9 protein-coding genes are annotated in these 13,500 nt (G+C 47.2%); 3 read left to right on the top strand and 6 right to left on the bottom strand.

Annotation, left to right across the window (positions count from 1 at the left end):
• Positions 1-30: 30 nt before the first annotated feature.
• Positions 31-594: a CBS domain-containing protein gene (locus tag AAC007_RS07535; RefSeq protein ID WP_296434796.1), complete on the bottom strand. Its 564-nt coding sequence runs from the start codon at positions 592-594 to the stop codon at positions 31-33.
• Between the two features lie 699 nt (positions 595-1,293).
• Between AAC007_RS07535 and AAC007_RS07530 the strand changes: the two genes are divergently transcribed.
• Both AAC007_RS07530 and AAC007_RS07525 read left to right on the top strand, forming a co-directional pair.
• Entirely contained in the window at positions 1,294-2,382 is a 1,089-nt protein-coding gene (locus tag AAC007_RS07530; protein ID WP_296434795.1) for an EAL domain-containing protein, read from the top strand.
• Positions 2,383-2,558: 176 nt separating this feature from the next.
• On the top strand, positions 2,559-3,611 hold the full coding sequence (locus AAC007_RS07525; RefSeq protein ID WP_339675678.1) for an NAD(P)-dependent alcohol dehydrogenase: 1,053 nt from the start codon (positions 2,559-2,561) through the stop codon (positions 3,609-3,611).
• A gap of 50 nt (positions 3,612-3,661) precedes the next feature.
• Here AAC007_RS07525 and AAC007_RS07520 read toward each other — a convergent pair whose 3' ends face one another.
• From AAC007_RS07520 to AAC007_RS07510, 3 genes are all read right to left on the bottom strand, one after another.
• Positions 3,662-4,615, bottom strand: coding sequence for a PleD family two-component system response regulator (locus AAC007_RS07520; protein ID WP_296434791.1), 954 nt, complete (start codon positions 4,613-4,615; stop codon positions 3,662-3,664).
• A 56-nt stretch (positions 4,616-4,671) separates the two neighbouring features.
• On the bottom strand, positions 4,672-8,742 hold the full coding sequence (locus AAC007_RS07515) for a response regulator (RefSeq protein WP_296434789.1): 4,071 nt from the start codon (positions 8,740-8,742) through the stop codon (positions 4,672-4,674).
• A gap of 570 nt (positions 8,743-9,312) precedes the next feature.
• The gene (locus tag AAC007_RS07510) at positions 9,313-9,603 is read right to left on the bottom strand and encodes a DUF6482 family protein (RefSeq protein WP_296434788.1); all 291 of its coding nucleotides are present in this window, start codon (positions 9,601-9,603) and stop codon (positions 9,313-9,315) included.
• A 262-nt stretch (positions 9,604-9,865) separates the two neighbouring features.
• On the opposite strand from AAC007_RS07510, the gene AAC007_RS07505 reads away from it, so the two are divergent.
• On the top strand, positions 9,866-10,681 hold the full coding sequence (locus tag AAC007_RS07505) for an enoyl-CoA hydratase-related protein (protein WP_296434786.1): 816 nt from the start codon (positions 9,866-9,868) through the stop codon (positions 10,679-10,681).
• Positions 10,682-10,748: 67 nt separating this feature from the next.
• On the opposite strand, the gene AAC007_RS07500 is transcribed toward AAC007_RS07505, so the two are convergent.
• Entirely contained in the window at positions 10,749-12,266 is a 1,518-nt protein-coding gene (locus AAC007_RS07500; protein ID WP_296434784.1) for a SpoVR family protein, read from the bottom strand.
• Positions 12,263-13,489, bottom strand: coding sequence for a YeaH/YhbH family protein (locus AAC007_RS07495; protein ID WP_219041997.1), 1,227 nt, complete (start codon positions 13,487-13,489; stop codon positions 12,263-12,265). Before AAC007_RS07495 ends, AAC007_RS07500 begins: the two co-directional genes overlap by 4 nt.
• Positions 13,490-13,500 lie beyond the last annotated feature (11 nt).

The raw sequence follows: 13,500 nt of genomic DNA, 5'->3' as shown, positions 1-13,500 counted from the left end.
CGCCGAAGCGGGAAGATTGATGTTAGAAACTCAGCGATGTAAAGACGACAGATATAACTCGGCAAACTTTGGTGGTTGCTGGATAGAAATATCCATTTTCAATTTACGCGCTATATCACTGGCTGAAATGACGCCTCGAATCTGGTGTTTTTCTCTCTCAACCACCAGGCAATGCTGGTGGCCAGACAGTTTAAGTACCGTTAACACATCAGCGACAGTCATCAGATCGAGATCGGCATAATCAAACACCTTTAGGTCTTGGCGCTTGCGCATCATGTCCGCAACCTGGAGTTCGTCACGATTATAGCCTTTAGCGACTTTCTTGATGATTTCGCCATCGCTTAAGTCTTCAAGCGCAATTACGCCAAGGAATAGGCCGTGCTCATCGATCACCAACTTCAGGCGCACATGTGATCGCCGCATCATGTTTTCGGCCTCTATTGCGCTGCTGCTAGCTTCAATAACGAGTGGCTCGTGTTCTGCAAAATCAGTAAATATGACTTTTGCGGATGAGCCGCTGCTAATTTTTTGGAAATTTTCAGGATGAACCAACTGATCTACCTGATCAGCATCATACAAATCAAAATGTCTCATGAGATATTTACTCTGAATAATAGAACTGAACGCCAGCAATTAAGCGGCAGACAATGTTTTACTTCAGAGGTCTAGTGGGGGCGCGCGAATAGAGGTATTGCCAAATAGGCGTTTAGAGTACGCACGAGCAACCGGTGTGAGAGCTCGGCTCTCTAATACATAAAAAGGAGCTACTGGGCTACGCTGAGCAGACAGTGTAAATACTAAGTCGGTGGTCTCGGATAGCCCGGAATCGATGTCGACAAAATCCCCGACAGTGTTCGGAATGGTATTTACTGTATGACGCGAATTATCTGCCAGTGCAAACGTGCACAGCAAAAAAAGCATCATGGAAAATACAATTCGTAGCATCAGGGGCTCGATAAGATTGGATACGATACCAAACAAACAAGTTTGATCATAACGAGATGCGGGATTCTTGCCTACGTTTAACGGCAAAAATAACAACTTTTAAACTCCAGCACTTGCTCTCTAGCGCCAGACTATCGTTTACTGCCTAGCTAACACTCTGTCGGCAAAAGTGCTAAGCAGACTTGTGATAAATATAAATTGCATTAAAAATCATGAGCTTAGAATCTTGCATAATGCTAAGCCATACCAAGCGATGACTCGATGGCCGCCCTCAGGTATATTTAATTGATTGCAATACCGACAACGATATCAGCATCTTCATTGCGTTGATCCGAATAAAAAGGACTTATGGATACTATCTACTATCTCGAAAGCTGCATTGTGAGTAACGGTATACCCCAGCGAATTGTGCTGGATAAGCTGCCAATGACCATTGGCCGCAGCACAGACTGCGATGTCGTCGTAAATAGTGCCTCACTATCTCGTATCCACGCCCAAATTGATTACCAAGACGGAAAGGTGGTCCTTAAGGATTTAGCAAGCACCAACGGCTGCTTTGTGAATCATCAGCGTATTGAAAGCAATACAGACATCCAAATCCAGGTCGGCGATATCGTCCATTTTGCCGGAATAGAATATTGCACCAAGGTCGAACAAGATACAGATGACGATGAAGACCACACCCGCATTAGCATGCAAACCCTACCAAAACATTTTGCGGTTAAAAGTAAGGAGTTTTCAGAGCTATTAGAACAGCAACTTGTCACAACGTTTCAGCAAATCATTACCTCCCGAAATGGCGATGTTTACGCCTACGAGCTGCTTGGCAGAGGCAAACACCCGGCCCTAGGGGCCAGCCCGTATGAATTATTCAAAATCGCAGAGTCGCTTAATAAACAAATTGAGCTAAGCGTGCTGTTCCGCCGGCAAGGTTTTATACAGGCAGAACTCGCAGGAATCGACAAGCCACTGTTCTTTAACTCCCATCCTGAAGAGTGCCATAACCCAGACAAATTGCTCAAAGAATTAACCGAGCTTCGCAAGCTGCACCCCAGCCTAACGTTATTTTTCGAAGTCCATGAAGCCGCAGTGACCGATATCGGCGCCATGGTAGAAATTCGCAACGGTTTAAGTGCGCTGAATATTGGCCTTGCCTACGACGATTTTGGCGCTGGGCAGGCTAGATTACGCGAACTGACGGAAGCGCCACCCGATATAATTAAATTCGACATCAGCTTGGTGCGCGGCGTTGGCAACAGCGAGTCACCACGGTATCGATTGCTCACATCGCTAAATAGACTCGTCCAAGAAATGGGCATAGCAACGTTGGCCGAAGGCGTAGAAACAGAAGAAGACGCAGCCGCCTGCAAAGAAATAGGCATAGATTATTTTCAAGGGTATTTTTATGGCCGCCCTGCGGCAATAATCGCCGACTAATTAGATTTAATCTCTGCATGTCATTTAGACACTTTCGGAGGCAACATCCAGGTACACCGCAATATTGCAAGCATTGAGCTAGCTGCACCAAGTACGCTATGGTAAAGCCCACTTTTTATATCCGCAGTAGTTACCGGCACACTGATTTCGTGCAAACATTAAAACTGGAGCAATTAATGATTCAATCTAAAGGCTATGCTGCAAGTACTGCTACATCGCCACTGGCACCTGTCGACTTCGATCGTCGTGAACCGGGAAGTCAAGATCTTGTGCTAGAACTCCTGTATTGCGGTGTTTGCCATTCAGATATCCACTATGCGCGGAACGAATGGGGGAGCAGTCGTTTTCCGATCGTACCAGGGCATGAAATGGTCGGCAGAGTAACTCGCGTTGGCGATCAGGTTAGTCACTTTAAGGTCGGCGACCTTGCCGGCGTAGGCTGTATCATTGACTCCTGCCGGACATGCACCCCCTGCGAAGATAATGAAGAACACTACTGCCAAAAAGGCGTCACCATGAGCTACGGTAGCAAAGAGCGCAAGGATAGCAACGTCATCAGTCAGGGCGGGTACTCAACAAATTATGTCGTCGATGCCAATTTTGCCCTGCATATTCCAAGTACACTCGATCCTAAGGCAGTTGCCCCGCTGCTCTGCGCAGGTATTACAACTTGGTCGCCATTGCGGCGCTGGAAAATTGGCCCTGGCATGAAAGTCGGCGTAGTCGGTTTAGGTGGACTTGGGCACATGGGACTAAAATTTGCCCATGCCTTTGGTGCAGACGTCACCTTATTTACGACCAGTGAATCCAAAGCTGCGGACGCAAAATCATTGGGGGCACATAATGTCATCATCTCCACTGACGCAGAGGCGATGAAATCTGCGCGCGGCTTCGATTTTATACTGGACACCGTCTCCGCACTACACGACATCAATCCGTATTTATCAGCATTAAAACGCAACGGTACGCTATGCCTAGTGGGCTTGCCCGATCAGCAGCTCGCCTTTAAACCGGGGCTGATACTCAGCAACAAAGTGATCTCTGGATCCTTTATCGGAGGTATAAAAGAAACTCAGGAAATGCTGGAATACTGTGGAGCACACAATATCGTTTCAGAAATTGAATTGATTGATATCGCGGAAATTAATAAAGCCTTCGACCGAGTTGTAAAAAATGACGTCAAGTACCGCTTTGTAATTGATCTTGCCACTCTCAAAGCCGACAGTTAAAAGCACGCTTTTGCTCGCCTCCTTCCTTGAAAAATGCAGGGGGCAGCAAATTAAACTGAGGCACCCTCAACACGATTCCGTCCACCTTCCTTCGCTTTATACAGTTGAGAGTCAGCAGCAGAAAGCAAACTACTCAAATCACGCTCATCAGGAATAGTACACGCCACACCAACACTGATCGTGACTCGATCCGCTGTATCTGATTCCGCGTGGGGCAAGGCGAGCTTGAATAGTCGCTCGCGGATCGCCTCAGCTTTCTGCATTGCCCCTTCTAAATTAGTCTCAGGCATCAAGCAAACGAATTCTTCACCACCGTAGCGAGAAACAATATCGCGTCCTCGCCACTCATTCTCTTTAAGTGCTTTAGCAACGGTTTTTAAGCAAGTATCGCCTTCCAAATGTCCGTAGTGATCGTTGTACTTTTTGAAGTGGTCGACATCAATCATAATGACGGAGAGCGGCTGCTCGGCACGACGGCAGGCCCGCCACTCAGCTTCAATTCTTTCATCAAATCGACGCCGATTGGCAATCCCCGTCAAACCATCAACGGATGCTAACTCACGCAATGCGTCCGCTTGAACTTTTAACATGAGATGCGTCTTAACGCGGGCTTTGACCACCGCGGGATTAACTGGCTTGGTAATAAAGTCTACTGCGCCAACTTCTAAACCCAGGGTCTCCTCTTCAGGGCTATCTTGTGAGGTCACGAAGATAACAGGGATATCTTGGCTCTCCGGCTCGGCCTTTAGCGCTCGGCAGACCTCGATACCATCCATATCTGGCATAACAACATCAAGTAAAATTAAATCCGGCTTTTTTTGCTGACACACTTCCAGTGCCTGCTTGCCACTAGTTGCCATAAACACTTCACAACTAGCACTAAACACCTGATATAAAACCTGAATATTCACCGGCTGATCATCAACAATCAACAATTTCGGTCGCTCAGGGTATGACATACCCGGCACGACATCTGACGGGAAAAAGGGCTTGCTATCACTCATAATGAATGCCTAATAAAAATGTATTTAATAAAAATCTGCGCCTATAATTAAAGGGTCTACGACGCCAATATAGTAGTTAGAATCTCTGCCGCCTTGGCAAAGTCTAACATTGCGATCGCATCGTCCAATGCCACCGCCTGTTCACCATAACCCGCCAAGCCTGGCTTTAATTCCACATGCACTTCCATTGCCCGCATATTACTTTCCTTCAATAGACTCAACAGTGATTGTAGCTGATCAGAATCCACCGCCACCTCATCTTCAATAACCGCGTCAGCCGCATCAGCAATGGGGTACAGTGTATTTGCAAGATCCAGTAAAACCTTGCAGGCTTGCTGTAACAAACCATCACCCCTGATCAATATAGTTTCAATAACGGAAGCTTCAACCACGCTTTTGGCAGCAAACTCTGCCTCCGATATGCACGCCGCCAAGGCCTGCGCACCCAATGTACCGGACACACCGCGCAAGGTGTGCAACTCTCGGACGACAGCGGGTCGGTTATTCTTGCGTAGCAAGCTCAATACGTTTTGAATATCGTCGCTGTGCCGACTTGCAAACATGCGCGCCTGGCTTGCATAAAGCTCACGATTATTACCCATCCTCAGCAAAGCTTCTTTAAACGAAAACCCTGCTGGCGCCGACGGCAACTCGCTTGTATCCAAGCTCACTTTGGCCGTCGTGGCAGACGAGACATCTTCCTGACGCCCGCAGGCTTTAAGCAGGGCACTAACCAATTCCGCTAGCTCAAAAGGCTTGCCGATATGATCGTTCATGCCCACCGCTAAACATGCCTCTTTGTCAGCAGGCATCGCGTTAGCTGTCATCGCAATGATAGGCAAGTGCTTAAGACCTAAGTTCCCGCGAATTTCCTTGGTCGCTTCATAGCCGTCCATCACCGGCATCTGTATATCCATTAACACCACATCGAAAGGCCGCACCGCATTTCGGATGCAATCTAAACTAATTTTACCGTTGTCGGCGACCTCTACTTCAGCGCCCTCAATCGCGAGTAGCTCTCGCGCTACTTGCTGATTGGTCAAATTATCTTCAACCAATAATATTCTCATTCCAGCAAGCGCATTTTTTGCCGTTTGCGCATCACTCTTACCGTCGCCGTCCGAAAGTGGCTTATCCGTCTGCGCATCGATTACGGAATTATAAATATCAGAGGCGGTGACCGGCTTCATTAAAAATCCGTCAAGCGGAGACTGATCCGCATCGACTCGCTGATCGAACACCTCCTTAGCATGCGCCGTCACCATTACTAGGCGCGGTAAACCTACCGTCAGATGTAAAGCTCGAATAGCCTGTGCTGTTTGCCAGCCATCCATAACGGGCATCATCCAATCTATAAACGCAATATCGAAATGTTTTCCGTTTCTGATACTTTCCTGAATCAACCCCAACGCGGCTTCACCAGACTCAGCCTCGAGAGAGCTCCAGCCAAAAGATTCGCAAATACCAGCAATGATTTGTCGCGCGCTGCTATTATCATCAACAATTAAAATATGCAAATTCCGATATTTGGGCGCAGGTGTTCTTCGCTCAGCCTCGAGCAGCTCTTGATCCTGAACCTTGTCGACAATTAAGGAGAAGGAAAATGTACTTCCTTTGCCCAATTCACTTTCAACTTCAAGCTCGCCACCCATTAAGCGAATGAGACGCTGGCTTATTACCAAACCTAAACCCGTGCCGCCAAAGCGTCGATTGGTACCAGCCTCGGCTTGGGTGAACGATGCAAAAACTCGTTTTTGCTGCTCATTTGTCATACCTATGCCAGTGTCGCGCACACTGAAACCCAGCACCAAACTCTGCGCGCGCTCATGCTGAACCGATAGTGATAATATTACCTCGCCCCGCTCTGTAAACTTAACCGCATTACCAGCAAGATTTATCAAAATCTGCTTCATACGCAGGGCATCGCCCAAGACCATTTTGGGAACGGCGGGATCAATATCGAATAGAATTTCAACATTTTTCTCGTTGAGATTCATGCTGAGAATAACAGCAATATCACGCAGCACATCATCGATAATAAGCGGGCGAACATCGAGAAGTAATTTACCTGCTTCTATCTTAGAAAAATCGAGTATGTCATTAATAATACCCAGCAGTGCATCAGCGGCACCGCTGGCTTTACGAACGTAATCGGACTGCCGATCAGTCATCTCGGTATATTTCAATAAATTCAGCATACCCAGTACCGCATTCATTGGCGTGCGAATTTCATGACTCATATTCGCCAAAAATTCACTTTTTGCTTTACTGGCTTCTTCCGCTATGCCCTTGGCACTTTCTAACTCTTTCTGCTGCTGCTTATGTACGGTTAAATCCCGCGCTATCCCGAGGTAGCCAATTACCTCGCCTTTATTTCCGTACAAGGTATTGCTCTTTAGCATGACCGGAAATTTAGAGCCGTCCTTGCGAACAAAAGTCCACTCGCGCTCGTAGTTAACATTGCTAGAGATCTGCTTGCCTACGCCGCCGGCTTTATTCAAGCGTTCCAACTCAGGCTGTATCTCAGAGGGTTCAAATAGCACCCACATCGGCAATTTATTAACAACTTCATCGGCCTTATACCCCAGCATTCGCTCTGCCGCGGGATTGAATAGCGTAATGGTGCCATCTGTACGATTTGTAAAAATAGCGTACCCGGCATTGCTTAAAATTCCATTTTGCAAAGCAGATGCAGCCTGAAGCTCACTAGTTCGCAACTCAATCTGCTGCTCTAGGTTCTCATTCAAATTCTGCAATTGTTCTTGCGCTGCTTTCATATCAGAAATATCACGAATGATATTGGCGATACCAAATACTTCTCCATCCTCTCTCTTCAAAGGCGAAGCCGTAATTGCAACATCTATTAAGTCACCGTTTAGCTGACGTCGCTGAGTGACAATATTAGGAACAGTTTCACCACTGACAACGCGGTTATAAATTCCGCGTTCTTCAGCCAATAGCGATTCGGGAACAATAAGATCTATCATTTTCTTGCCAAGTGCTTGCTTGGCGGTATAACCAAACATTACCTCCGCGGCGCGATTCCAGCTTTGGACAATACCATCTATAGATTTACTCACTACGGCATCGTCTGTGCCGTCCACAATAGCCGCCATCGTCGCATTCTGCTGTTCCGCCTGTGTTCGACGGCGAAGATTCGCTGCAACAAGGTATACAAACATCAGGGTTAAAGTAATAAACCCGAATAAAATATAAAGATTAAATAATCTGGCTTTTGCAACTGCAGCGGCAATAACTGTATCTGGCGCGGTTACCACCAAATCTATCGCGCGGTTACCGTCATAGGCAATCTGACTGAGTATCGCGTGGGTAATTTGACCATTATCTAATCGGATAAATGCAGCGTCGCTATCGTCATCTCCCGTGCTGAATTCATCAGACCAACGATAACTATTACCTAACTCAAACCCAAAGGTCTTCTCTTCATTTGGGTGTAATAGAAACTCGCCATCGCCATTGAGAAGGTAAATATTTTCATTTTCATCTAAGTCGGCACTCAGGGTGCGAAATATTTCCGTCATATTTAGATTAATGACTAGAATGCCAAAAACGCTCAAATTTTGATCGAAAATTGGAGCCGCCAATCGAAGTGTTGGTATGTGGGGAACTTCTATCTCACCGTGCTCACGATTTAAATTAATGTCTGAAACATAAACTTCACCAGGTCGGCGATTTATCGCATCTTGAAAATATTCTCGCTCTGATTTTTGCTGCAAGCCGCTCGACTTAACTTTTTGAATACGGCCATTATTTCGATCTACACGCACAAGTTCACGGCCACCGTCTGCAAGGCCAATATAACGCACCTGCATGACTGAAGGATGCGTCTCTAAATAAGCAGCAAATATTTCCTGCAAGCGTTTAGACCACAACTCGGTGCTGCTGTCTTCTTGTTTATCTACCCCGGCATTTTGACTAGCACGAATAATCCCCGCAATCGGTGGTGTACCGGATAAAAAATAGACATCTTTCCGCAAGCGTTCAAGAGAGGCTTGTACCGCATTGCTCCTCGCTACAGCTAGGTCGTTTAGATGATTCTCTAGTGCCTGAACTTGATTATTTCTAACGTTGCTATCGGAAATAGGAATCATCACGGTAGCAGCCACGACAAAAACCAATAGAACAATGAATAAGTATCGCCAGGGAAACCTTGTTATTTTGGATTTATAGCCTTTCAACACCCGGCACTCCCACTCGTATTAAGCACAAATTTACATTTATGGCGCAGCGTAGCTAAATACATAAAAATCCGCACCAGTGACAATATAACTCAGTATATTAGCGCTCTCCGAGGCTAAAGTCTCACTTAGGAGATCAGGGATGTCGACTCACACAATATTAAGAAGTGGAGCGATTTGCTGGAGGTTCAATCCATTCCTGAATAACTAGGATGATTTCGAGATGGCTAATGAGATTGCTTGCTAAGGGAGTGAATACAAGTAGTGGAGATCAGCGGTCACGGCCCGCTTCCATACTTGTAGAGAAACTTTGTCTGCGCAGTACGGGTCAGGAATGACCTTCGGTACCACCAACTGCTGGACGCTTGCGCTGGATTATCGGCAGATTTACCTGCTAGGCCATATAGAGCCTAATTCTGGTGCTAATGACTGCCTTTACGGATGCTGGACTCTATATATTATCTCTGCCGCAGGGCATATAAGATAAGCTTGGTGACATTATGCCAAGGCAATCTTCATATCTGGCTCTACTGCTGACTCAATGCCTATCATTTCATCGTAAGCTGAATGATGAACTAAAAACGCTTTTACGCCGCAGCCATTTTCGAGTAGTACAGATTTGATATCGCCAACACTGCGTCGGCTTAGCGGACTATTATCCACCTCGTATACCCTTAGAAGCTTTCCCTCCAATGCTACATAGGCAGCATATAGCCCACCTTCGATAGATCTTACTTCCACTTCGCTTATTGGCAAGGCGGCTAATTGATCTGTAAAAACTTTAGTCATTTTTTCACCCATTATTATTTGCGTGAGGGATGCCACACATATTCCAGAACACAAACACAATATCTTTACGCTAACTCGGCAGTAACGGATCCATTTGTATTCTGCCGCGGCAACTAGCGCCATACTGTTATCTATGAATAGCAAGAACAGGGCCAGCTTATATTCGGCGTCTAACACTTATTTTCGACATCACGCATGAGGGCCAGGTTTCAATAACTTTGATATAATTTTCAATTTATTCCAAACATGGAAACAAGAAACAATGTCTAAGCAACCCACACTAAGCGACGCCACATTAACTGTCACCAATCGTTACGCCACCCTGCGCTTCGAACGCGACGATGTGCGCAATGCACTAACCGGCACAGCACTGATCGACGATCTGTGCGCCACAATAGCCTGGGCGAACGCGAATAAAGACATATCATGTTTAATACTTACAGGAGCAGGCTCAGCCTTCAGCTCCGGGGGTAATGTAAAAGACATGCGTGACAAGGTTGGCATGTTTGGCGGCAGCCCAAGTGAAATCAGCGAAAGCTACAAGAACGGGATACAACGCATTTCCAGAGCCATGCACAGCGCGGAAATCGTCACCATAGCAGCGGTAAATGGTGCCGCTGTCGGCGCCGGATTTGATCTTTGCTGCATGGCGGACTTACGCATTGGCTGCGAGAATACGCGCTTCGGCGAGACGTTCGTCAACCTGGGCATCATTCCCGGCGATGGCGGCGCATGGTTTCTGCAACGCTTGGTCGGCTATCAACGTGCAGCGGAGCTTACATTCAGCGGACGCATCATTGACAGTGAAGAAGCGCTAACACTAGGACTGTTACTCGAATGTGTACCAAAAGAAACACTCATCGCGACTGCTGAGCGCTATGCCAGCGAATACGCAAGCAAACCACCGCAAGCCCTGCGGGCCACCAAGCGCTTAATGAAGCTAGCTCAGCGTCAGGAACTCGGCGATTTTCTCGATGTTTGCGCCGATGTTCAAAGCCAATGCCACCACACAGAAGACCATCAACGCGCACTGAATGCCTTCTTAACGAAGACCGATGCGCGATTTGAGGGCAATTAATTTAGAATGCACCGAAATGTCGTGTAGTCGCTTGCCAGCAACTTACTTTATCAATGGTGGCAAGCGCTTAGGCGGGATTAACTTCTATTTTATCGACCACACCGCGACCCTCTTCAAATATTTCCATGGTAACCGTAAAGCCCCACAAGCGACTGAGGTGCTTAAGCACTTCACTTGCATCCTCGGTGAGAGGTCGTTCGCGAAGTTGGTTGTAGCGCAGTATTAGGGAGCGGTCACCCATATGCTCATAGCGCACAATTTGAATGTCGGGTATCAGTACATCGCGATTGTATTGCTTAGATAGCAAGCGCCGCACCTCGCGATAGCCTGCCTCATTATGAATTGCCTCTACGCGCAAATGATCTTCTTTGTGCTGATCTGCGATGGCAAACAGGTGGAATTCGCGAATTAATTTTGGCGACAAATACTGGGCGATAAAAGATTCGTCTTTGTAGTTGCGCATGGCGAAGTCCAATACCTCTCGCCAATCCTTGCCGGCAATATCGGGGAACCAAGCGCGATCTTCGTCATCGGGCTCCTCACAAATACGACGAATATCCTTCATCATCGCAAAGCCCAGTGCATAGGGGTTAATTCCTGAATACCCGGGATGATCAAAGCCGGGCTGCATCACCACATTGGTGTGAGACTGCAAAATCTCAAACATAAAACCGTCGTCAACCAAGCCGCGATCGTACATTGTATTGAGCAAGGTGTAGTGCCAGAAGGTTGCCCACCCTTCGTTCATCACCTTGGTTAAACCTTGGGGATAAAAATACTGTGCAAGTTTGCGAACAATCCTGACAATTTCGCGCTGCCAAGGCTCCAAAGTGGGTGAGTATTTTTCAATGAAGTAGAGAAGATTTTCCTGCGGTTCCGGCGGAAAACTGCGCTTCTTCTTTTTAGCGCCCGATTTATCCACCGCCTTTTGCGGCAAGGTGCGCCAGATATCGTCGTACTGCTTCCAAGCGTGCTCTTCGCGCTCGTGCTGGCGATGCAATTCATCCTCCGCCGACAAGGGTGAGGGACGATGAAAACGATCCACCCCGTGATCCATTAAGGCATGACAAGCATCTATCGTTTCTTCTACTCGCTGCTCACCGTAGCGCTGTTCACAGTCAAAGATATATTTACGCGCGAATACCATGTAATCGACAATCGCGTCGGCGCTAGTCCACTGTTTAAATAAATAATTGCCTTTAAAGAAGGAATTGTGGCCGTAACAGGCATGGGCAATAACCAGCGCCTGCATCGGCATGCTGTTATCTTCCATTAAATAGGCTATACAGGGATCAGAATTTATCACTAGCTCGTAAGCCAAGCCCCTCATGCCCCGACGGTATGCTTCCTCGTTTTGAATAAATTCTTTACCGTAACTCCAATGGCTATAACTGATGGGCAAACCAACAGAAGCATAGGCATCAAGCATTTGTTCAGAGGCAATCACTTCAATTTGGTTTGGATAGGTGTCTAAGCCGTATTCCTTGGCAATGACTGCAATTTCTTTATCGTAACGCTGTAGCAATTCAAAATCCCAATCGCCACCGTGAGATAAAATGGTGTCACTTCGTTTTGCTACCGTCATACCGACTCCTTCTGAAACAACTCACGCAGCACCGGGTAAACATCACTCCGATCCATAACAGTACTCATTGCAAAGGTTTCATCGCGAATCTGACTGTAAGCAGCAGCCAACGGCGTGATGGTAGACGGACTATCAGGCACTTCAACATAGGCAAAGTATTTGCACCACGGCAGAATATCCTTGTTAAGTCGCATCGCGCTGCGCTGCGGATCGCTACCAAAGGCATCGCCATCGGAAACTTGCGCACCGTAGATATTCCATTGATTTGGCTGGTAGCGCTCTTGCTGAATTTCGATCATCAGATTTAAGGCCGACATCACCACCGTGCCGCCGGTTTGCGGGTCGTGGAAAAACGCGTGCTCGTCGACTTCTTCCGCGTTTGAGGTATGACGAATAAATACCAGCTCAACCTTCTCGTATTTGCGACTCAGGAAGAGATATAGCAGTGTGTAAAAGCGTTTTGCCAAATCCTTTTTTTGTTCCGACATCGACGCCGATACGTCCATCAAACAAAACATCACCGCTCTGCTGATTGGTTTTGGCTCTTTTACACGGTGGCGAAATCGAAGATCGTATTCATCTAAATACGGGATGCGGGCAATGCGCTGCTCCAGCGCTTCAATATCTTCTATTGCAGCCCCAGATTGTTTTAACTCCTCAAGCTCACGCTTTAAAGGTGCTGCCAGCGCTATGCGGCGCGCCATGGCATTTTTAACCGAACGCGGCACCGACAGGTTTGCCGGCACGCCACTTGGTGTATAGCCTGCACGGCGGTAGGTAAACTGCTGAGAGTCGCCAAACACGTTCCGCGCCAAACGAGGTAACTCAAGATCGTCAAAAAACAGGTTCATGAACTCTTCTTTGGATAGAGTAAACATGAAGTTATCTTGGCCTTCTTCGCCCTGGCCTTCACCACCGCCTGAGCCGCTGCCACCACCGCCGCCAGATTTGGGTTTGGCAATCATGTCGCCGGTATTAAATTCCTTATTGCCGGGGTGAACCATTTCTCGGTCACCACCGCGGCCAATACGAAACCTTGGCTCAGAAATGTCCTTTACCGGAATACCAACCTCGCCACCGCGAGACATATCAGTGATCGAACGATCAGCCACAATATCGGCAACCGATCGTCGCAATTGCTCTTTGTACCGCTTGATGAATCGCTGGCGATTCGTCGCGTTTTTATTGCGATCATTCAGGCGGCGGTCAATAATCATTGACATATTACGCCCCT

The sequence above is a fragment of the uncultured Zhongshania sp. genome (genome assembly GCF_963975605.1).
Classification (GTDB): Bacteria; Pseudomonadota; Gammaproteobacteria; order Pseudomonadales; family Spongiibacteraceae; genus Spongiibacter; species Spongiibacter aquimaris.
Note: the sequence above shows the minus strand (reverse complement) of the source record. Positions and strands in the feature narration are given on the sequence as shown.